This is a genomic window from Streptomyces sp. WM6386, from assembly GCF_000972385.1.
Taxonomy (GTDB): domain Bacteria; phylum Actinomycetota; class Actinomycetes; order Streptomycetales; family Streptomycetaceae; genus Streptomyces.
In genome coordinates this window covers 1-20,046 of the sequence record NZ_JXTE01000057.1, presented here as the reverse complement: position 1 = coordinate 20,046, position 20,046 = coordinate 1, and the positions used below count along the sequence as shown (strand labels likewise).

20 protein-coding genes are annotated in these 20,046 nt (G+C 71.0%); 9 read left to right on the top strand and 11 right to left on the bottom strand.

The genetic code is table 11. The features are described from left to right. The first annotated feature begins 9 nt into the window (after positions 1-9). A complete protein-coding gene (locus TN53_RS29285) occupies positions 10-732 on the top strand; it encodes a TetR/AcrR family transcriptional regulator (RefSeq protein ID WP_046261714.1) in 723 nt (240 codons plus the stop codon). 8 nt (positions 733-740) lie between these two features. On the opposite strand, the gene TN53_RS29280 is transcribed toward TN53_RS29285, so the two are convergent. Further along, entirely contained in the window at positions 741-3,149 is a 2,409-nt protein-coding gene (locus TN53_RS29280) for an MMPL family transporter (RefSeq protein ID WP_046261713.1), read from the bottom strand. A 168-nt stretch (positions 3,150-3,317) separates the two neighbouring features. Here TN53_RS29280 and TN53_RS29275 point away from each other — a divergent pair, with 168 nt between their 5' ends. Together TN53_RS29275 and TN53_RS29270 are read left to right on the top strand one after the other, a co-directional pair. Beyond that, positions 3,318-4,007 carry a response regulator transcription factor gene (locus TN53_RS29275; protein WP_046261712.1) on the top strand — a complete coding sequence of 230 codons (690 nt, stop codon included), beginning with the start codon at positions 3,318-3,320 and terminating at the stop codon, positions 4,005-4,007. Beyond that, positions 4,004-5,434, top strand: coding sequence for a sensor histidine kinase (locus TN53_RS29270; protein WP_046261711.1), 1,431 nt, complete (start codon positions 4,004-4,006; stop codon positions 5,432-5,434). The genes TN53_RS29275 and TN53_RS29270 overlap by 4 nt, the downstream gene beginning before the upstream one ends. Here TN53_RS29270 and TN53_RS29265 read toward each other — a convergent pair whose 3' ends face one another. From TN53_RS29265 to TN53_RS49630, 5 genes are all read right to left on the bottom strand, one after another. Further along, positions 5,435-5,836 carry an ATP-binding protein gene (locus TN53_RS29265; RefSeq protein ID WP_046261710.1) on the bottom strand — a complete coding sequence of 134 codons (402 nt, stop codon included), beginning with the start codon at positions 5,834-5,836 and terminating at the stop codon, positions 5,435-5,437. A gap of 96 nt (positions 5,837-5,932) precedes the next feature. Then, positions 5,933-7,489 carry an ABC transporter substrate-binding protein gene (locus TN53_RS29260; protein ID WP_046261709.1) on the bottom strand — a complete coding sequence of 519 codons (1,557 nt, stop codon included), beginning with the start codon at positions 7,487-7,489 and terminating at the stop codon, positions 5,933-5,935. A gap of 198 nt (positions 7,490-7,687) precedes the next feature. Next, a complete protein-coding gene (locus TN53_RS29255; protein WP_046261708.1) occupies positions 7,688-9,022 on the bottom strand; it encodes a metallophosphoesterase in 1,335 nt (444 codons plus the stop codon). A gap of 24 nt (positions 9,023-9,046) precedes the next feature. After that, on the bottom strand, positions 9,047-9,289 hold the full coding sequence (locus TN53_RS47940) for an SCO4848 family membrane protein (RefSeq protein ID WP_046261707.1): 243 nt from the start codon (positions 9,287-9,289) through the stop codon (positions 9,047-9,049). Positions 9,290-9,391: 102 nt separating this feature from the next. Then, positions 9,392-9,556: a hypothetical protein gene (locus TN53_RS49630; RefSeq protein ID WP_420719137.1), complete on the bottom strand. Its 165-nt coding sequence runs from the start codon at positions 9,554-9,556 to the stop codon at positions 9,392-9,394. Here TN53_RS49630 and TN53_RS47935 point away from each other — a divergent pair. Continuing rightward, positions 9,555-10,688 carry a D-alanyl-D-alanine carboxypeptidase family protein gene (locus TN53_RS47935; protein ID WP_420719136.1) on the top strand — a complete coding sequence of 378 codons (1,134 nt, stop codon included), beginning with the start codon at positions 9,555-9,557 and terminating at the stop codon, positions 10,686-10,688. The genes TN53_RS49630 and TN53_RS47935 overlap by 2 nt on opposite strands. Here TN53_RS47935 and TN53_RS47930 read toward each other — a convergent pair. The 3 genes from TN53_RS47930 to TN53_RS29230 form a co-directional block, all read right to left on the bottom strand. Further along, positions 10,642-11,547, bottom strand: coding sequence for a YihY/virulence factor BrkB family protein (locus TN53_RS47930; protein WP_046261705.1), 906 nt, complete (start codon positions 11,545-11,547; stop codon positions 10,642-10,644). The two genes, TN53_RS47935 and TN53_RS47930, sit on opposite strands and share 47 nt — an antisense overlap. 160 nt (positions 11,548-11,707) lie before the next feature. Continuing rightward, positions 11,708-12,685, bottom strand: coding sequence for a decaprenyl-phosphate phosphoribosyltransferase (locus TN53_RS29235; RefSeq protein ID WP_046261704.1), 978 nt, complete (start codon positions 12,683-12,685; stop codon positions 11,708-11,710). Further along, on the bottom strand, positions 12,678-13,214 hold the full coding sequence (locus TN53_RS29230) for a phosphatase PAP2 family protein (protein ID WP_046261703.1): 537 nt from the start codon (positions 13,212-13,214) through the stop codon (positions 12,678-12,680). Before TN53_RS29230 ends, TN53_RS29235 begins: the two co-directional genes overlap by 8 nt. A gap of 143 nt (positions 13,215-13,357) precedes the next feature. Between TN53_RS29230 and TN53_RS29225 the strand changes: the two genes are divergently transcribed. Both TN53_RS29225 and TN53_RS29220 read left to right on the top strand, forming a co-directional pair. After that, complete coding sequence (locus TN53_RS29225; RefSeq protein WP_046261702.1) at positions 13,358-14,707, top strand: FAD-binding oxidoreductase; 1,350 nt, start codon at positions 13,358-13,360, stop codon at positions 14,705-14,707. A 51-nt stretch (positions 14,708-14,758) separates the two neighbouring features. Continuing rightward, positions 14,759-15,514: a decaprenylphospho-beta-D-erythro-pentofuranosid-2-ulose 2-reductase gene (locus TN53_RS29220; RefSeq protein ID WP_046261701.1), complete on the top strand. Its 756-nt coding sequence runs from the start codon at positions 14,759-14,761 to the stop codon at positions 15,512-15,514. A 94-nt stretch (positions 15,515-15,608) separates the two neighbouring features. On the opposite strand, the gene TN53_RS29215 is transcribed toward TN53_RS29220, so the two are convergent. After that, the gene (locus tag TN53_RS29215) at positions 15,609-16,184 is read right to left on the bottom strand and encodes a 2'-5' RNA ligase family protein (protein ID WP_046261700.1); all 576 of its coding nucleotides are present in this window, start codon (positions 16,182-16,184) and stop codon (positions 15,609-15,611) included. A gap of 138 nt (positions 16,185-16,322) precedes the next feature. Beyond that, the gene (gene trpS, locus TN53_RS29210; RefSeq protein ID WP_046261751.1) at positions 16,323-17,336 is read right to left on the bottom strand and encodes a tryptophan--tRNA ligase; all 1,014 of its coding nucleotides are present in this window, start codon (positions 17,334-17,336) and stop codon (positions 16,323-16,325) included. A 131-nt stretch (positions 17,337-17,467) separates the two neighbouring features. On the opposite strand from trpS, the gene TN53_RS29205 reads away from it, so the two are divergent. The 3 genes from TN53_RS29205 (at position 17,468) to TN53_RS46955 (ending at position 19,863) form a co-directional block, all read left to right on the top strand. Continuing rightward, positions 17,468-18,028, top strand: coding sequence for an RNA polymerase sigma factor (locus TN53_RS29205; RefSeq protein ID WP_046261699.1), 561 nt, complete (start codon positions 17,468-17,470; stop codon positions 18,026-18,028). Positions 18,029-18,164: 136 nt separating this feature from the next. Continuing rightward, positions 18,165-19,010, top strand: coding sequence for a hypothetical protein (locus TN53_RS29200; protein ID WP_046261750.1), 846 nt, complete (start codon positions 18,165-18,167; stop codon positions 19,008-19,010). A 118-nt stretch (positions 19,011-19,128) separates the two neighbouring features. Beyond that, a complete protein-coding gene (locus TN53_RS46955) occupies positions 19,129-19,863 on the top strand; it encodes a hypothetical protein (protein ID WP_046261698.1) in 735 nt (244 codons plus the stop codon). The last annotated feature ends 183 nt before the right edge of the window (positions 19,864-20,046 follow it).

Below are 20,046 nucleotides of genomic sequence, written 5' to 3'. Positions count from 1 at the left end.
CTCTTCGTCGTGCCCGCGAACAACGAAGAGGGCGGTACGCCCAGCAAGTCCGAGCAGACCCGCGCCCTGATCCTGGAGACGGCCATGCGGCTGTTCCAGGAGCGCGGCTACGACAAGACGACGATGCGGGCCATCGCCAACGAGGCCGGGGTCTCCGTCGGGAACGCCTACTACTACTTCGAGGGCAAGGAGCACCTGATCCAGGGCTTCTACGACCGGATCGCCGCCGAGCACCAGGTGGCGGTCCGGGAGGTCCTGGAGCGGGAGAGCGACCTGGAGGCGCGGCTCGCCGGTGTGCTGCGGGCGTGGCTGGACATCGCCACGCCGTACCACGAGTTCGCGGTGCAGTTCTTCAAGAACGCCGCCGACCCGGACAGCCCGCTCAGCCCGTTCTCCCCCGAGTCGGAGCACGCGCGCGTGGAGGCCGTCAGCGTCCACCGCGACGTGCTGGCCGGTACGAAGACCAAGGTGCCTGAGGATCTGCGGGATGTGCTGCCCGAGTTGATGTGGCTCTCGCAGATGGGGCTCGTGCTCTATTGGATCTTCGACCGGACCGAGGGGCGCGAGCGGAGCTACCGGCTCGCCGAGCGCGGCGCCCGGCTCACCGCGCGCGGTGTCGCCCTCGCCAGGTTCCGGGTGCTGCGGCCGCTCGTGCGCGAGGTGCACGAGCTGTTCACGGACTTCCTGCCGGGGATGACGAGGATGATGCCCGACCCCGGCAGGAAGCCCTAGGAACCGCGTCAGTTCACCGCGTCCAGCTCCCCCTCGGCCAGCTCCACGTCGTACACGAGCGGCCCTTCGCCCACGACCACCTGACCCGCACGCGAGCCGTGCGAGGGCGCCGAGGCCGACAGCAGATACGTGCCCGGGGCGGGCACCGACACGATGTACGAGCCGTCCGCCAGGGACACCACCCGGTCCAGCCGGCGACCGCCCCTCGACAGGAGCGTCACCGCCGCCCCCGCGACCGGCTCGCCGTCGGTGTCCCGGACGAAGCCGTGGACGACGGACGCCGGACCGTCGTCCTGCACGGGAGCCTCCGCGACGGCCTCTTCCCTGGGCTCCACCGCCAGATGCGGCAGCCGCCTCTCCAGCCCGTCCGGCAGCCACCAGTTGGACGTGCCGAGCAGGTGCATCGCGGCCGGCACCAGCGCCGTACGCAGGATGAACGCGTCCAGGGCGACCGCGGCCGCGAGGCCGATGCCCGCCATCGCGCCCTCCATGTCACCGCTGAGGACGAACGCGGAGAACACGCAGATCATGATCAGGGCAGCGCAGTTGATGACCCGGCTGGTCTCGGCCAGGCCCACCCGGACCGCGCGCGCGTTGTCCTTCGTGTGCACCCACTCCTCGTGCATCCGGCTCACCAGGAACACCTGGTAGTCCATCGAGAGGCCGAAGAGCAGGGAGAGCATGATGACCGGCAGGAACGCCGTGATCGGACCCTCCTTGCCGATACCGATGAGCTCCGTCCCCCAGCCCCACTGGAAGATCGCCACCAGGACGCCGAAGGACGCGGCCGCCGCGATCAGGTTCATCAGGGCGGCGGTCAGCGGGACCACCAGCGAGCGGAACGCGACGAGCAGCAGCAGGAAGCCCAGCGAGATGATCGCCGCGACGAAGTACGGCAGCCGCTCGCCGGTCACGGCCGCGAAGTCCTTGAAGACGGCCGTGACACCGCCGACGTGGGCCTCGGCGCCGGAGGCGGGGATCACGTCGTCGCGCAGCCGGTCGATGAGCTGGTCGGTCTTCTCCGACTGCGGTGAGGTCGTCGGGACGACCTGGATCAGCGTGACCCCGTTCGCGGGCGGTACGGCGGCCACCTGAGCCACGCCCTCGGTGGCCTCGATACGGGAGACCAGCCCCTGGGCGTCGCCTTCGGAGACGACCACCTGGAGCGGGCCGTTGAAGCCGGGCCCGAAGCCCTCGGCGAGCAGGTCGTAGGCCTGCCGGGTCGTCGTCGACTCCTGGTGGTTGCCCTGGTCGGTGGCGCCGAGCCGGATGGAGAGCACGGGCAGCGCCAGGATCACCATGACCACGAGGGCCAGCCCGGCGACCGCGCGCGGGCGCTTCTGGACGTACGACGACCAGCGCGCCGCGAGGCCGCTCGTGAGCTCCGGCTCCGGTCCCGTGGCGGCGAGCCTGCGCCGCTGGCGGCGGCTGAGGACGCGCATGCCGAGGAGGCCGAGGAGCGCGGGCAGCAGGGTGACCGCGGCCAGCACGCTCAGCACCACCGTCAGCGAGGTCGCGATGACCACGCCGTCCAGGAACCGCATGTTCATCACGAGCATGCCGGCGAGCGCGATGCACACCGTGCCGCCCGCGAACAGCACCGCGCGCCCGGAGGTGTTGAGCGCGACGACCGCCGACTCCTCGGGCTTCATGCCGCGCAGGATGCCGCGGCGGTGCCGGGTCACGATGAACAGGGCGTAGTCGATGCCGACGCCGAGACCGATCAGCGAGCCGAGCAGCGGGGCGACTTCGGGCACGTCGGTGACATGGCTGAGCAGCGAGGTGGCCATCAGGCCGGTGCCGAGGGCCGCGATGGCGACCACCAGGGGCAGCAGCATCGCGAAGAGCGAGCCGAAGGCCAGGAAGAGCACGACCGCCGCGGCGACGATGCCGACCATCTCGGCGATGCCGGTCGGCGGCTCCTGCGTCCGGGTGATCGCCTGGCCGCCCAACTCGACCTGGAGTCCGTCGCGTTCGGCCGCCCGTGCGGTGTCGACGACGTCCTCGACGAGTTCCTTGGGCACGGCGTTGGCCTGCTCGACGAAGGTGACCTGGGCGTAGGCGATCCGCCCGCTCTCACTGATCTGCGCCGCGCCGCCGGCCGCGTAGGGGTCGGTGACCTCGCCGACCCCCTTCATCGCGCCGATCTCTTTCAGCGCGGGCTCGATCCGGGACCGTACGGACTCGTCCCGTACCGACCCTTCCTCGACCTTCCACACCACCGTGTCGGTGTCGCCCGCGCTCTGCGGGAAGGCCTTCTCCATCAGGTCGTACGCGCGCGTGGAGTCCGTGTTCGGGAGCGAGAACGTGTTCGCGTAGTCCGTGCCCGCGGCGGAACCCGCGAAGCCCACACCGAACACCGTCCCCACCCACAGCAACAGGACCACCAGCCGGTGCCGATAGCACCACCGTGCCAATGCCGCCACGATCAACGCTCCCTCTTTGTCGGTCGGTTGGTCCCCCAGGTCCTGGGCAACAGGATTGGCGCCGGCCCGCGCGCGTGGACACCGGTTACGACCGACTCTCAAGGAACTCCAAAGCACCCGACCGGCCCGGCTGTCAGTGGCTGCGCCGATACTGGGGGCATGACGACGGCCCCAGGCACCGTGCTGGTGGTGGAGGACGAGGAGAGCATCGCGGACGTCCTCGCCATCGCCCTGCGCTACCACCGGTTCGAGGTGATGATCGCGGGCACCGTCCGCGAGGCCCTGGCGCTCACCGAGCGCACCCGGCCCGACGTCGCGCTGCTCGACGTCATGCTCCCCGACGGCGACGGACGCGCCCTGGGACGCCGACTGCGCGCCGAGCGCCCCGACATGGCGCTGGTGTTCCTCACCGCACGCGACTCGCCCGGCGAGATCGTCGGCGCCCTCGGCTTCGGCGACGACTACATCACCAAGCCGTTCAACATCGACGAGGTCATCGCCCGTGTCACCGCGGTACTGCGACGCACGCGCCACGCCGACGTGCTGCCGCAGCGGCCGCCGTTGACGTACGGCGATCTGGAGCTGGACGAGACGACGTACAGCGTCCACCGCGCGGGAGGGACCGTCGAGCTCACCCCCACCGAGTACGCGCTGCTGCGCTTCCTGGTGCGCAACGGCGGGCGGATCGTGCCGAAGGAGCAACTCCTGCGCCACGTCTGGCAGTACGAGCACACCCCGCCCGAGTCGACGATCGTGGAGACCTACATCAGCTATCTGCGGCGCAAGCTGGACGCGCTGGGGCCGCCGGTCATCACGACCCGGCGCGGCGTGGGATACGGGCTCGCATGAGGTTTCCGCGCACCCTGTCCCGGCACTCGCTGCGCGCCCGGCTCACGCTGGCGAACGTGGCGCTGCTGGCGCTCGGCATCGTCGCGGCGACCGCGGTGAGCGTGATGGGCATGCGGTACTACCTGCTCGACCAGATCGACGGCGAACTCGACCAGACGCGAAAGTCGTTGGGCGGTTCCCATCTCACGCTGGAGATGATCGAGGGGCTCACCGACCTGGCGATCGTGCGCGAGCAGTTCATGCGGCAGAGCGTGGAGGAGACCCGGCCCGACGAGCTCCTCACACTCGTCGACGAGCGGGGCGGCACGCTCTCCCTGGCCGGATACACGCCGAGCGACGTCCAGCGGGACTTCGCGAGCGCCGTGGGTGATCCGCGCGTGCTGGCCACCGACACCGAACCGCACGACATCCGGGTGGGCGGCGACGCCTACCGGGCGACCGCGACCCGCCTCGCCGACGGCACGTACGTCCTGCTGGCCACCTCCACCGAGGCCGTCCACAGAGGTGTCGGCAAGGCCGTCAAGCTCGATCTCGCCATAGGCACCCTGCTGCTGGCGCTGCTGGCCTGTCTGACGATGTTCAGCGTGCGGCGCCGGATGCGGCCGCTGGAGGACATGGTGGAGACCTCGTCGGCGATCGCCGAGGGGGATCTGACCCGGCGGGTGCCGTCCAGCCGGGAGGCCACGCTGGAGGTCGAGCAGCTGCGCGTCGCCCTCAACTCCATGCTCCAGCAGGTGGAGTCGGCGTACCGCACGCGCGAGCGCAGCGCGTCCCAGCTGCGCCGGTTCGTCGCCGACGCCTCGCACGAGCTGCGCACCCCGCTGGCCGCGATACGCGGCTACCTCCAGCTGTACGACAAGGGCATGCTGCGGGAGGAGGCCGAGCGCAAGCGGGCCTGGGCGCGGGTGATGGCGGAGGCGGACCGGATGGGGCGGCTGGTGGACGAGCTGCTCACGCTCGCCCGCCTGGACCAACAGCCCGAACTGCGGTTCCGCAATGTCGATCTGAGCCGTCTGGTGCGGGACGCCGCCGAGGACCTGCGGGTGCAGCAGCCGGACCGGCCCGTCAGCGTCGGCGCCGAGGGCGCGCTGCTGGTGCACGCCGACGAGTCGGGGCTGCGGCAGGTGCTGGGCAACCTGGTGGGCAATGTGCGCACCCACACGCCCGCCGACGTGCCGGTGCGGCTCGGGGTGGAGCGGGCGGACGGGGTCGTACGGCTGTGTGTCGCGGACGAGGGTCCCGGGCTCTGCGACGAGGACGCGGCGCGTATCTTCGACCGGTTCTTCCGGGCCGGCGGGGGCGCGGGGAGCGGGCTCGGCATGGCGATCGTGCAGGGGGTCGTGCAGGCGCACGGCGGGCGGGTGGCGGTGCGGACGGCTCCCGGCGAGGGGCTGGCGGTGACGGTCATCCTGCCGGCGCGGACGTAGTCAGGTGTTCGCCGGTACCAGGGCCCATACGGTCTTGCCGTGCCGCCCTCTGCTCCACACGCCCCACGCGGCGGCGATGTTCTCCACCATGTGCAGCCCGCGGCCGGTCTCCTCCCACTCCCCGACGACTCTGAGCCGAGGCTCCAGCTGCCCTTCGTCGGACACCTCTATGAGGCAGGAGCCGTCGGCGAGCGCGGTCACCGCCACCTCGAACTCGCGTTCCAGCAAGGGCCCGTGGCGTACGACGTTCGTCGCCAGCTCGGACACCAGCAGTACGGCGTCCGCCAGCGCCGGATCGTCGGTCCCGTGCCCCCAGTCGGCCAGATGGTCCCGTACCCGGCGCCGGGCGAGACCGACGGAAGCCGGATGCCGGGGCAGCCGGAAGGAGTTGCGTCTCAACACGTTTGCTCCTCACCCCGCGCACACCTCCGTCACATGGTGCTGCGTAGGGCTGCTACCCCGCGTCACTCCGGCGAATGTCAATGCCGCGAGATCGCGTCAGATCCAGTTGAGCCGCCAGAGCCGGAAGACACCGGTGCCGTCCGAAAGATACTGGCCACCGCCGACGTCCTCGCTGGTCACCACGTACTCCTTGGCCTGCCAGAGCGGAATGACCGGAACATCTCGGGCGACGGCGTCCTGCAGCGATCGGAAGTCGTCCGTGGCGGCACCGCGGTCCTCGAACCGCTGACTGGCCTGAATCAGACCGTCGACCTGGGCGCTGCTGTACCCGGTGCTCATGGTTCCGTCGGTGCCGACGAGCGGGCCGCCGTAGGTGTCCGGGTCGGGGTAGTCCGCGACCCAGCCGACCGCGTACGCGTCGAGCTTGCCGCCGACCCAGCGCTTCTGGAAGTCGGTCCACTCGTAGCCCTTGACGGTCACCTTGAACAGACCGCTCGCCTCCAGCTGCCGCTTGAGCTCCTTCGCCTCCCCGGCGGCGGAGGCGCGACCGATGCCGTAGCCGTAGGTGAAGCGGACCGGCAGGCTCACTCCGGCCTCGGTGAGCAGGGCGCGGGCCTTGTCGGCGCTCTGTTTCGGGTAGGCGTCGAAGAACGCCGTGGTGTGGCCGGTGATGCCCGTCGGGATGAGCGAGTACAGCGGGTCGACGGTCCCCTCGTACACCGTGGCCGCCAGCCGCTCACGGTCGATCAGCCAGGCCATCGCCTGACGGACCTTGGTGTCGCGCAGCGGCGAGGAGGCTCGGGTGTTGAGGTAGAGGTTGCGGACCTCGGAGCTGTCGGCCTCGGAGACCCGCATGCTCGGGTCGCTCGGGTTCAGCTCGGCGAGCGTCTTCGGCGGCAGCTGCCGGGTGGCGGCGTCGACCTGCTTCTTCTCCCAGGCGCTGTTGAGGGCGTCGGCGTCCTTGTAGTAGCGCAGCTCGACGGGGCGTCCGGCGCTCTCGACCGCGCCCTCGTAGCGCCCGTTGGGCGAGAGGTCCGCCTTCGTGTTCTTCGTATACGCCGTCAGTTCGTACGGGCCGGTGCCGTCCACGCCGTTGTCGGTGCGCAGGCCATTGGCCGGGTACTTGGTGCGGTCGACGATCGAGCCGGCTCCGGTGGCCACCTTGAACGGGAAGGTGGCGTCCGCGGAGGACAGATGGAAGGTGACGGTCAGGCCGCTCACGGACACCGACTTGAGGGTGTCGAGCAGCGCGGAGGGGCCGACGTCCGACTTGATCTTCTTGACGCGGTCGAAGGAGTACTTCACGTCCTCGCCGGTCATCGCGCGCCCGCTCGGGAAGGCGAGCCCCTCCCGCAGCGTGCACCGGTAGGTGCGCAGATCGCTGCCGTCGAACTCACAGCTCTTCGCCGCGTCGGGCACCGGCTTCGCGCCGCCCGCCTCGAAGGTCAGCAAGGACTGGAAGACGTTGCTGAACAGGGCCCAGGACCCGGCGTCGTAGGCGCCGGCCGGGTCGAGGGACGTGACGACGTCCGACGTGCCCACCTTGATGGTCTTGCCCGAATCCTCCTGCGACGGCATCAGCTGCCAGCCGCCCACTCCGACGGCCGCCAACACCAGCAGCGTCGCGAGAATCCGTATGCGAACCGATCGCATCGGTGCCCTCCCCGGGCCCCCACGGCCCCAAGCGCAAAAACGCCGCCTCCCCTGGCGGCGCGGCTCACCTAACCACACGCGTTTCAGGTGGGGGAAGAGGGATCTTGAGAGTTGAGAAAGTCATTGCCGCAAGGTGTTACCGCCCCGTTTCACAGGGCCGTCACAGAGTCCGCCCGCGAGGGTCGCCGGACCTGCTCCTCAGGCCTTCTTCGACGCCAGTTCGATCACCGTGATGTCCGACGGGGCGCCCACCCTGGTCGGCGGACCCCAGGCGCCGGCGCCGCGGCTGACGTAGAGCTGGGTGTCGCCGTAACGTTCCAGCCCCGCGACGGTCGGGTTCGCGAGCTCGGCGACGAAGTTGCCGGGCCAGAGCTGGCCGCCGTGGGTGTGGCCGGAGAGCTGGAGGTCCACCCCGTGGTCGACGGCGTCGTGGATCTGGATCGGCTGGTGGGCGAGGAGCACGCACGCGCGTGCCCTGTCTCGGTCGCCGAGCGCCTTGGCGAAGTCAGGGCCCTGCCCCTCGCTCTCGCCCGCGATGTCATTGACGCCGGCGAGGTCGAAGTACGGCAGTTCCGTACGGTCGTTCTCCAGCGGGCGCATCCCGAGCCGCCGTACCTCCCGCACCCACTGCTCGGCGCCGGAGAAGTACTCGTGGTTGCCGGTGACGAAGAACGTGCCGTGCTTCGCCTGGAGTCGGGCCAGGGGCGCCGCCGCGGGACCGAGGTCCTTCACGCTGCCGTCCACCAGGTCGCCGACGACCGCGATCAGGTCGGGCTGCGTGGAGTTGATCGTGTCGACGACCGTCCGCGCGAAGCCGCGGCCGAGGACCGGACCGAGATGGATGTCGCTGACCACGGCGATGCGGTAACCGTGCGCCGCGCGCGGCAGCTTGGCCAGCGGCACGGTGACCCGCTTGACCTTCGGGCCGCGCAGGACGCCGTACGTGCCGTACCCGACGGTCCCGAGCGCCGCGGCGGCCGCGGCACCGGCGGCGACACGGGAGACGAAGAGACGGCGGGAGGGAAGCGGCGTTCCCGAGGCGGCGTCAGGGGCGGCTTCCGGGCCTGTTTCCGGGCCTTCCTCCGGGGCGGCTTCCGCGGGTGTCGGCTGCGGCTCGGCCTCCCGCGACTCCTCGGGCGGCGCGCCCGCCGGTACGGATTCCGGCTGCGGTACGGGTTCCGGCCGCGGCAGGGCGACCTCGGCGGGCGCCCGTCGCCGGTCGCGCCGTTCGAGGAAACGTCGCAGCAGGGGTCGTACGACCTCACCCACCACCACACCGAGCAGCAGGTAGATCGACAGCGCGAGCCACAGGAAACCGGGCCACGCCAGCGCGCGCTGCAACCAGAAGGGCGCGCCGGTGCGCTCGGCCACGAGGGCGCCGACCGCCATCAGCCAGCCGCCGGCGATCAGCGCGGCACCCGCGCGGCGCACCCAGCCGGGGCGCTCGGTCGTGTCGCGGAACAACCGGCGCCACACGTACCAGTTGCCCGTCACCAGGACGCCCAGGGCGAGCAGCGCGAAGACGATGACCACGGAGTCGTATCCCTCAGTTCTCTTCTATGACGTCTGGCGCAGTGCGCGCACTGCGCGCAACCCGATGGCCCCGACGACCGTCCCCAATACGAAGGAAACGACGGCGAGCAGCAGGTGCACCCAGAAGTAAGCGGTCGGGTCGCCCGCGTCGTCGAACGCGAGCCCGCTGCCGTCCTTGACGAGATTCTTGACGAAAGTGATCCAGATGATCCAGCTCCACACCCCGAAGGCGAGCAGGAACCAGGAGACGGGGCGGCTGAGCTTCATACGCCCAGTATCTCCGCCGGGTGTCCGGTTCCGCGTCCGGGGTGGGGCGGGCGGCGGGACTTCCCGGCCCACGGCATGTACGTTTCCGACCGTGTCCGCACCTCAGAAGACCGCCAGGCGCTCCCTGCTGGTCACTTCCGCCGCCCTGACGTCCTTCGCACTGGCCGCCGCGCCCGCCTTCGCGGCCCCCGGTCCGACGCCGTCGAGCTCGGCTTCGTCCTCGGCGTCGGCCTCGACCAGTCCGTCGGCCACTCCCCCCGCGAACATGTCGACCGTCGGCGGTGCCCGGCTCGGGCAGGCCGGGACGCAGGTCAATCTGGCGAGCGGGGTGCCGGTGCTGCCGAAGGACATCAGCGCGCGGTCGTGGATCGTGGCCGACGCGGAGTCCGGCGAGGTGCTGGCCGCGCACAACGCGCACTGGCGGCTGGCCCCGGCGAGCACCCTGAAGATGCTGTTCGCCGACACGCTCCTGCCGAAGTTCCCCGGTACCACCGAGCACAAGGTCGTCCCCTCGGACCTGGCGGACGTCGGCGCCGGCTCCAGCATGGTCGGGATAAAGGAGGACGAGACGTACACCGTCCACGACCTGTGGCTCGGTGTCTTCCTGCGCTCGGGCAACGACGCGGTGCATGTGCTGTCCGCGATGAACGGTGGCGTGAAGAACACCGTCGCGGAGATGAACGAGCACGCCGAGGAGCTCCAGGCCCTCGACACGAACGTGGTCAGCCCGGACGGCTACGACGCCCCGAGGCAGGTGTCGAGCGCGTACGACCTGACGCTGTTCGCCCGCTCCGGGCTGCAGAAGAAGGACTTCCGCGAGTACTCCTCGACCGTCACCGCGAAGTTCCCCGGCGAGACCAAGAAGAACAAGAAGGGCAAGAAGGTCCGCGGTTCCTTCGAGATCCAGAACACCAACCGGCTGCTGTCCGGTGACTCCGACGTCGATGTCTACCCGGGCATCGCGGGCGTGAAGAACGGCAACACCACCAACGCCGGCGCCACCTTCACCGGCGTCGTCGAGCAGGGCGGCAAGGTGCTGCTGGTCACGGTCATGAACCCGGAGAAGGACGACCACAACGAGGTCTACAAGGAGACCGCCAAGCTCTTCGACTGGGGCTTCAAGGCCGCGGGCAAGGTCGAGCCGGTGGGTGAGCTGGTGGCGCCGAAGGGTGCGGAGGCGAGTGCCCAGCCCGGGGCGAACGACAACGGCCAGGCGGGCGGGGCCTCCGCCTCGGCTTCGGCTTCGGGCAAGCCGGTGGCGGCCGCCGTCGAGAAGGGCTCGGGCGGCATCGGTATCGCGCTGGCGATCACCGGCGGGGTGCTGGTGCTGCTGGCGGCCGGCGCGTTCCTCGTCAACCGCCGGTGGCCGCTGCCGGATCTGGTACGTCGTCGGCACTGACGTCCGTGTCCTCCTTGCTCTGCGTCGCCGTCCAGGCGGCGCAGAACAGCACCAGCTTCGACGTGAAGTTGATCCACAGCAACAGGGCGATGGGGACACCGAAGGCGCCGTACATGCTCTTCGACGCCACGCCTTGCATATAGCCGCTGAGCAGCAGCTTCAGCAGTTCGAACCCGACCGCGCCGATCAGCGCCGCCACCAGCAGCCGGCGGCGCGTCGGCTGGACGCCGGGCAGCAGGGTGAGGACGTAGAGCAGCAGCAGGAAGTCGGCCAGTACGGCGATCAGGAGCGCGGCGGTCCGCAGCAGGATCGCGCCCCAGCCCTCCCGGTCGATGCCGATCTCGTCGCTGATCCAGCCGACCATGGCGGAGCCCACGGTGGACGCGGCGATCGTGACGAGCAGGGCGCCACCGAGGCCGAACAGCACGCCCGCGTCCTTGGCCTTGCGCAGGAGCGGGTTCCCCTCCTCGTCGGGCAGCTCCCACACCGCGCGCAGACACTCGCGCATGTTGCCGACCCAGCCGATGCCGGTGAACAGCAGGATGGCGCCGGCGATGAGGCCGATGGTGCCGGCGTTCGCGACCAGGCTCTCGATGTTCAGCTGGTCGGAGATGCCGGGCACCTGGTCGGCGATCTTGTCCTGCAACTCCTCCTGCTGCGACTTGCTGAGGGTCGCGGCGGCGACCGCGGCGGCCACCGTCAGCAGGGGGAACAGCGCGACGAAGCTGATGAACGTCATCGCGGCGGCCAGCCGGGCCCACTTCACCCGGTCCAGACGCTCGTACGACCGCCACGCGTGCGTGGCCATCAGCCGGGCCACCGCCGGGCCGACCACAGGGAGTTTCTTCAGCCAGTCCATGATCCGAATCTCCCCTCGGTGCGGAACACCCATGTGCGGGTACCCCAAAAGCGCAGGACAGCGGCGAGTGCCGGGCCGATTCCGGCCACGGAGACGGCGTTCGCGGTCTGCGAGGTGCGGCAGAGACCTCCGCGGGGCAGACTCCTCGGATCCCGGGTGTCTACCAACGGGCCACCGCCAGCCCGTACATCGCGAGCCACACCAGAGCGATGAGGGCGAGGGCGCGGTCGCCCAGGACGACCTCCTCGGGTTCGCCCGCCGTGCCGCGGTCGGCGAAGACGGCGTAGCGGAGGACGGCGAGGATGAAGGCGACCACGGACAGCTGACGCCAGGGCAGCACACTGCTGTGCGTCCCGCCTTCCTCCAGCGCCCACAGGCAGTACCCGAGGACGGCGACCCCGGCCGCCAACTGCCAGACGAACCGCAGGTATCCGGTGGTGTACTCGGTCAGCAACGCACGCGTGGCGCCCGCGTTCCCGGCCATCTGCACCGCTTCCGAGTAGCGCTTGGCCGCCACCATGAACAGTGCCCCGAAGCCCGTCGTGATCAGGAACCAGCGTGACAGCGGGATGCCCAGCGCGAGACCTCCGACCATGGCCCGCATCAGGAACCCGGTCGTGACCAGGACGAGGTCGACGACGAGGACGTGCTTGAGGCTGACGCAGTAGGCCAGTTGCATGCCCAGGTAGGCGGTCAGCAGGGCCGGGACGAGGGGCGGGGTGAGCCAGACGGCTCCGGCGACCGCGAGGGCGGCGAGGGCGCCTCCGACGGCGTACGCGAGGAGTACGGGGACCCGTCCGGCGGCGACCGGGCGGTGGCGTTTGGTGGGGTGGGCGCGGTCGGCCTCGGCGTCGCGGGCGTCGTTGATCAGATAGACGGCGGCGGCGCAGGCCGTGAACAGCGCGAAGACCAGGGCGAGTCGGGTGAGGGCGTGCGCGGTGAAGAGCCGGCCTGCCGCGGCCGGGGCGGCGATGACGAGGATGTTCTTGACCCACTGCTTGGGGCGTGCGGTCCGGACGAGACCGCCCAGGAGGGAGCCCTTGCGGGGTGGTGGGGCGTGGCGTTGGGGCGTGCGCTGCTCCAGAAGCGCCGTGCTCTTGGAGTGCGCGCTGTTGGTGAGGGGCGCTGTCTCAGTCACACGCGCCCCCTCTCATCCAGCGCGCTCCAGCGCGCGCCGTGAGTGCCCCCAGGAGCGCGCCCGCCGCGACGTCCGAGGGGTAGTGGACCCCGACGACCAGGCGCGAGAGGCACATCGCGGCGGCGAGGGGCGGGACGGCGCGTGCCCCCAGCACGCCGAAGGCGACCGCGGCGGCCGTCGCGGAGGTCGCGTGCGAGCTCGGGAAGGAGTGTCGGCCGGCGGTGCGGACGGGGGGGTCGACGTGCGCGGGACGCGGGCGCCGCACCAACCTTTTCACGCCCATGCTGACGACGTGCGCGCTGGCGACGAGCGCTGTTGCGCGCAACCAGGCGCCGCGCCGCGCGCTGTCCACGGCGGCCCCCGCGAGGCCCGCCGCGAGCCACAGCCCTCCGTGCTCACCGGCCCAGGACAGGGCACGCGCGGCACCGCCGACGCGCGGGTCGGCACCGCACGCCCGGATCGCCGAAAGGATTCGGTGATCCATGCCTTCGAGGGCGTCGAGGTGGTCGCGGTCGTCGAATGGGTCCATGTGGAGTCACTGTTCACGTCAACGCCGCGATAACTCCGGCAATATTGAGCGACATCCCATTAATCACCCATTTCGGGGAGAGGATGAATGTCCCGGAATGTTTGAGAATCAATTGCCCGCTCAAGGGCGATACGGTCACCGGCATGTCTGCCGAGACCGTTTCCGTCACGGGATGGGGCCGCACGGCACCCACCACGGCCCGCCTGATCCGCCCACGGACCTACGAGGAGGCCGCGGCCGCCGTCCGGGGCTGCGGAGCCCGTGGAGGCATCGCCAGGGGCCTGGGACGGGCGTACGGAGACGCCGCGCAGAACGCCGGCGGAGCGGTCCTCGACATGACGGGCCTGGACCGCGTCCACGTGATCGACGCCGCCGGCGGCATCGTGCTGTGCGACGCCGGCGTCTCCCTGCACCGGCTGATGCGGGTGCTGCTGCCACTGGGCTGGTTCGTGCCGGTGACGCCCGGCACCCGCCATGTCACGGTCGGCGGAGCGATCGGCGCCGACATCCACGGCAAGAACCACCACGTCTGCGGCGGCTTCTCGCGGCACGTCCTGTCCTTCGAACTCCTCACCGCCGACGGCGAGGTCCGCACGGTGAGCCGCGGCACCCCCCTGTTCGACGCGACCACGGGCGGCATGGGCCTGACCGGCGTGATCCTGACCGCGACGGTCCAGCTCCAGCCGGTCGAGACGGCACTGATGTCGGTGGACACCGAACGGGCACGGGACCTGGACGACCTGATGGCCCGTCTGTCGGCCTCCGACCACCAGTACCGCTACTCGGTCGCCTGGATCGACCTGCTCGCGCGCGGTGCGGCGACGGGGCGCGCGGTGCTGACCCGCGGCGACCACGCGCCCTTGGAGGCGCTCGGCACACGCGCGCGCAGAGAGCCGCTGGCCTTCCGCACCTCCCGGCTCCCGGCGGTGCCCGCCCACCTCCCCGAGGGCCTGCTCACCCGGACGACCGTGGGCCTGTTCAACGAGCTCTGGTACCGCAAGGCGCCACGCGCGCGTACCGGGCAGCTCCAGAGCATCTCCGCCTTCTTCCACCCCCTGGACGGCGTGCCCCACTGGAACCGCGTCTACGGCCGCGGCGGCCTCGTGCAGTACCAGTTCGTCGTCGGGTACGGCCAGGAGGAGACCCTGCGCCGGATCGTGCGCCGCGTCTCGCAGCGCCGCTGCCCGTCCTTCCTGGCCGTCCTCAAGCGCTTCGGCGACGCCGACCCGGGCTGGCTCTCCTTCCCGGTGCCCGGCTGGACGCTCGCCCTCGACATCCCGGCGGGCCTGCCGGGCCTCGGCGCCCTCCTGGACGAACTGGACGAGGAGGTGGCCACCGCCGGGGGCCGCGTCTACCTCGCCAAGGACTCCCGGCTGCGGCCAGAGCTGCTCGCGGCGATGTATCCGCGCCTCGACGACTTCCGGGCGCTGCGCGCCGAGTTGGACCCGCGCGCGGTGTTCGTCTCTGACCTGTCGCGCCGTCTCTCCCTCTAGGCAATCCCGGCAACTTCCGCTCACCCCCGGCAACCTCTAGGAGCTGCTGTCGTGAAGGACGCCTTCGGCATCCCCCAGTCCCTGCTCGTCCTCGGCGGCACGTCCGAGATCGCGCTGGCCACCGCGCGCCGCCTCGTCGCCCGTCGCTGCCGCACGGTGTGGCTGGCGGGGCGCCCCTCCCCCGCGCTGGAACAGTCCGCGGCCGATCTGCGCGCACTGGGGGCCGACGTGCACACCGTCGCCTTCGACGCGCTGGACCCCGAGTCCCACGAGACGGTCCTCGGCAAGGTCTTCGCGGAGGGCGACATCGACATGGTGCTGCTCGCGTTCGGGATCCTGGGCGACCAGGCGCACGACGAGCGCGAGCCGGTGAGCGCGGTGCGGGTCGCGCAGACCAACTACACGGGCGCGGTGTCGGCCGCCCTGGTCTCCGCGCGCGCGTTGCAGGCCCAGGGGCACGGCTCCCTGGTGGTCCTCTCCTCGGTCGCCGGCGAACGCGCCCGTCGCTCCAACTTCATCTACGGCTCCAGCAAGGCCGGCCTCGACGCCTTCGCCCAGGGCCTGGGCGACGCGCTGCACGGCACCGGCGTGCACGTCATGGTCGTACGCCCCGGGTTCGTGCGTTCGAAGATGACGGCGGGTCTTCCGGAGGCGCCCCTGGCGACGACGCCGGAGGCGGTGGCGACGGCGATCGAGCTGGGCCTGAGGCGCCGCTCGGAGACGGTGTGGGTGCCGGGGGTGCTGCGCGTGGTGATGTCGGCACTGCGGCACGTACCGAGGGAGCTGTTCCGGAGGCTGCCGATCTGAGCGGTTCCGGCTCACGCGGGTCCAGCTGGGCGCGCCCCTTCTTCCCGGGGCGCGCGGCTGGGTCGATGTGCGGCAGAGCCGCGTGGGCGACCCGCTACGCCTTGGTGCCTTGCTCCACCGGCGCCGAACCCTGCGACGGCACCACGGCCCCGCCGAACGCGTACTCGTGCAGCTTGCGCCACACCCCGTCCGAACCCTGCTCGTAGAGCGCGAACCCGGTGCACGGCCACTCGGCGGCGAAGTCGCCGAGCTCTTCGTGGGCCCGATCCATCGCCGCGTCGTCGATGCCGTGGGCAACGGTCACATGCGGGTGATACGGGAACTGCAGCTCACGCGCCACCGGCCCCGACGCGTCACGCACCTGCTTCTGCAGCCAGGTGCAGGCCTCGGCGCCCTCCACGACCTGTACGTACACCACCGGCGACAAAGGCCGGAAGGTACCCGTGCCGGACAGCTTCATCGGGAACGGCCGTCCCGTCGCGGCGACCTCGGTCAGATGCGCCTCGATGGCCGGGAGCGCCGTGTCGTCGACCTCGGTCGGCGGCAGCAGCGTGACATGCGTGGGGATGCCGTGAGCCGCGGCGTCGCCGAAGCCCGCGCGCAGCTGTTGGAGCAGGCTGCCGTGAGGCTCCGGGACCGCGATCGACACGCCGATCGTTACGGTCCCCACGTCGTCTCCCTGTCTTCCTGTCGGGTTCGTCCCGGCCGTACGGCTATCGACTGTACGGCCACGGCTGTGTTGTGGGCAGGCGCAACCGTAGTGATGTGCAGCGCTCTGTCCAGTGGTACGTGTGTGCGGGCCTACGCCTCAGTGCTTGGCGGGCAGAAAGCCGACCCGGTCGTAGGCCTGCGCCAGCGTCTCCGCGGCTACGGCGCGCGCCTTCTCGGCACCCTTGGCCAGAATCGAGTCCAGCGTCTCCGGGTCGTCCAGATACTGCTGGGTGCGCTCCCGGAACGGCGTCACGAACTCGACCATGACCTCGGCGAGGTCCGTCTTGAGCGCACCGTAGCCCTTGCCGTCGTACTTCTGCTCCAGTTCCGCGATTCCCGTACCCGTGAGGGTCGAGTAGATGCTGAGCAGGTTGCTGACACCGGGCTTGTTCTCGGCGTCGTAGCGGATGACGGTGTCGGTGTCGGTGACCGCGCTCTTGACCTTCTTGGCGGTGGTCTTCGGCTCGTCGAGGAGGTTGATCAGGCCCTTCGGCGTGGACGCCGACTTGCTCATCTTGATCGACGGGTCCTGAAGGTCGTAGATCTTCGCCGTCTCCTTGAGGATGTACGGCTTCGGGACGGTGAAGGTCGCGCCGAACCGGCCGTTGAAGCGCTCGGCGAGGTCACGGGTGAGCTCGATGTGCTGGCGCTGGTCCTCGCCGACCGGGACCTCGTTGGCCTGGTACAGCAGGATGTCGGCGACCTGGAGGATCGGGTACGTGAAGAGGCCGACGGAGGCGCGGTCGGAGCCCTGCTTGGCGGACTTGTCCTTGAACTGGGTCATGCGGGAGGCCTCACCGAAACCGGTGAAGCAGTTCATGACCCAGGCGAGCTGGGCGTGCTCGGGGACATGGCTCTGGACGAACAGCGTGCAGCGCTCGGCATCGAGACCGGCCGCGAGGAGCTGGGCGGCGGCGAGCCGGGTGTTGGCGCGCAGCTCCGCCGGGTCCTGCGGAATCGTGATCGCGTGCAGGTCGACGACCATGTAGAACGCGTCGTGGGACTCCTGCAGGGCCACCCACTGGCGAACGGCGCCGAGGTAGTTGCCGAGGTGGAACGAGCCTGCGGTGGGCTGGATTCCGGAGAGCACGCGGGGACGATCAGAGGCCATGCTCACCATTCTCTCAGGTGTCGGGCCCCGATTCGGAACTGGTCGGAAACAGATGGGAACCGATCCCTCTCCTGCGGTGTAACAAAGGTGTGAGAACGCGGGAGGGGGGCCGCATCGTCGATGAGGCCGCGGTGATCGCACGCGTACGCGCCGGGGAGGCCGAGGCGTATGCGGAGCTGGTGCGCGCCCACACGGGCATCGCGCTCCGGGCGGCCGCGGCACTCGGGGCGGGTGCGGACGCGGAGGACGTGGTGCAGCAGGCCTTCGTCAAGGCGTACTGCGCGCTGGGCAGGTTCAAGGACGGGGCGGTGTTCCGGCCGTGGCTGCTGTCGATCGTCGCCAATGAGACGAGGAACACAGTGCGTACGGCGGCCCGGCAGCGCACGCTCGCCGGCCGGGAGGCGGCCTTCGTGGAGACGGAGCCGCTGATACCGGAATCGGCGGATCCGGCGGTCGCGACACTCGAGACGGAGCGCCGCGCGGCCCTCCTGTCCGCCCTGGAGAAGCTGAGCGAGGAGCACCGCCTGGTCGTCACCTACCGCTATCTGCTGGAGATGGACGAGTCCGAGACGGCCCAGGCCCTGGGCTGGCCCCGGGGCACGGTGAAATCCCGGCTGAACCGCGCGCTGCGGAAAATGAGTCGGCTGCTGCCGGATTTCGAGCCTCGGGAAGGGGGTGCTGAGCGTGGGTGAGAGGCGAGAGCCGTACGGCGGTGAGGGCAGCCGTGGGCCCGAGGACGCCGGTGGCCGGGGTCCGCGCGGTCGTGGCGGGGACCGGGGTCCCAGCCCGTGGGGGCGTGGGCGGGCGTCGCAGGGCGGTGCCTCGCGGCTGCCGGAGGAGCTGCGGGCGCTGGGCAGGTCGCTGGACGCGCCCGGGGGCGACGAGACCGGCGGCTCCAGCGGCTCCGAGACCATGGTCGAGCGGGTGCTCGGGCAGATACTCGCCGACCAGGTGCCGGTCCCGGTTGCCGAGCCGCCGCCCGCCCGTGAGCGGCTGGCCGCGGTGCGGCGCTGGACGCGGATGCGGTGGCGCTCCCTGAGCGCGGCGCTGTGCGGTCTGCTGACGGTGCTCGCGCTCACCCCGCCGGTGCGGGCCGCGGTCTACGACTGGTTCGGTTTCGCCGGGGTCGAGGTGCGCTACGACCCGTCGGCGACGCCCTCGCCCGGCGCCGAGGTGCCAGGCTGCGGCCGCTCGGTCTCCCTCGCGCAGGCCGAGCGGCGGGCCGGGTTCGCGCCGCTGGTTCCGGACGCGCTCGGCGGCCCGGACGCGGTGGCGGTGACGGTGACCGGGGAGGCGCGAGGGCGGACCCTGGTCACCCTGTGCTGGCGTGAGCGGGGGAGGACGATCCGGCTGGACCAGTTCGCGGCCGGACTGGACATCGCCTTCACGAAGACCGTGCGCGAGCAGCCGGAGTGGATCTCCCTGGGCGACGACCCTGGGGGCGTCGGCACGGCGAACGACACGGCCCTGTGGTTTCCGCGCCCCCATCTGCTGAGCTTCTGGCTGGTGGACGCGGACGGGGAGCGCTACACCCGCACCGAGCGGACCGCCGGGCCGACCCTGCTGTGGAGCCATGGGGTGGGTACCGAGGACGTGACGCTGCGGCTGGAGGGCGTGGTGTCACAGGCGCGGGCGGTGGAGATCGCGAAGTCGCTGGAGAAGTCCCCGAAATAGTGCGGTCGGGGTGGGAACCCCGGCGGGTCGGGCGGTGTACCAGAAGTGACACACGGCTCGCGGAGACGGGGGCGGGCCGTACGGCATCGGCTGGTTGGGGGTTCTGATGCACAGGCGGATGAGCGGCTGGAAGGGTGGGCGGCGTCGACTGGGGGCGCTGGCAGGGGTGTTGGCGGCTGCGCTCGGGCTGACCCTGTGGGGTGCCGGGGCTGCTTCGGCGGGCGGGCCGACCAGCGTGCTGATCGTCTCGCCGTGGAGTACGGAGACGGCCTCGCTCTACCACTCGGACAAGAAGTACGGCGAGTTGCAGCGGCTCCTCGGCGAACCGGGCGCGGGCACGGCGGACAAGCCGCCCGAGGCCGATCTGGCCGCCGGCCCACAGATCAATGTCACCTGGATGCTGCACGACGTGACGCCGTGGCGGGTCGACCGGGTCCATCCGGCGGTGGATTCCAAAGCGGTCTGGATACACACGGCGGCCAACCTGGACGCGTCGACGAACGGCACCTGGCACCGCGCCGAACAGCCGGCCGTCCTCCGCGGCCTCCTCGAGAACCTGGGCGTGATGGGCGAGGCCTCCGACGGTGACTACTCGGTGGAGTACCCACCGCCCTGGGACATGTACGGCACGGAGCCGGCGGAGGCCACCGAGCCGACGCCCGCGGCGGCCCCGGCCCAGCGGCCCGGATCGGGTGACGGCACCGACTGGTGGTGGGCGCTGCCGGGCCTCGCGGCCGGGGCGGTGCTGGCGCTGGTGCTGCGGCCTTTCGCCCCGCGACTGCCGGAGGTGCGGGCGCTGCGGCGGTGGAGGGTGCGGGAGCCGGGGCCTCGGCAGGAACTGAGGGATGTATGAGGGCTCCCGTCCAGCTGGCCATGGCAGGACGGATCGCCGGGCTGGCTGGCCCTGGGCCCTCGGTGTACCGGCGGCCGAGGCTCTTCGCCGGTAATTGGCAGATCTGTCCCGCGCCAGCAGGGCACGACCTGGGCATCTGTGGGATGAGGGCGGGACGGATCTGCCAGTTGCTTCGGTTGGGCG

Excerpts from the sequence above, each read along its gene's own strand:
- TN53_RS29260 (WP_046261709.1), bottom strand. The coding sequence starts at position 7,489 with ATGCGATCGGTTCGCATACGGATTCTCGCGACGCTGCTGGTGTTGGCG.
- TN53_RS47935 (WP_420719136.1), top strand. The coding sequence starts at position 9,555 with ATGTCGACCGTCGGCGGTGCCCGGCTCGGGCAGGCCGGGACGCAGGTC.
- TN53_RS29270 (WP_046261711.1), top strand. The coding sequence starts at position 4,004 with ATGAGGTTTCCGCGCACCCTGTCCCGGCACTCGCTGCGCGCCCGGCTC.
- TN53_RS29230 (WP_046261703.1), bottom strand. The coding sequence starts at position 13,214 with ATGGACCCATTCGACGACCGCGACCACCTCGACGCCCTCGAAGGCATG.
- TN53_RS49630 (WP_420719137.1), bottom strand. The coding sequence starts at position 9,556 with ATGTTCGCGGGGGGAGTGGCCGACGGACTGGTCGAGGCCGACGCCGAG.
- trpS (WP_046261751.1), bottom strand. The coding sequence starts at position 17,336 with ATGGCCTCTGATCGTCCCCGCGTGCTCTCCGGAATCCAGCCCACCGCA.
- TN53_RS29225 (WP_046261702.1), top strand. The coding sequence starts at position 13,358 with ATGTCTGCCGAGACCGTTTCCGTCACGGGATGGGGCCGCACGGCACCC.
- TN53_RS47930 (WP_046261705.1), bottom strand. The coding sequence starts at position 11,547 with ATGGACTGGCTGAAGAAACTCCCTGTGGTCGGCCCGGCGGTGGCCCGG.
- TN53_RS29275 (WP_046261712.1), top strand. The coding sequence starts at position 3,318 with ATGACGACGGCCCCAGGCACCGTGCTGGTGGTGGAGGACGAGGAGAGC.
- TN53_RS47940 (WP_046261707.1), bottom strand. The coding sequence starts at position 9,289 with ATGAAGCTCAGCCGCCCCGTCTCCTGGTTCCTGCTCGCCTTCGGGGTG.
- TN53_RS46955 (WP_046261698.1), top strand. The coding sequence starts at position 19,129 with ATGAGCGGCTGGAAGGGTGGGCGGCGTCGACTGGGGGCGCTGGCAGGG.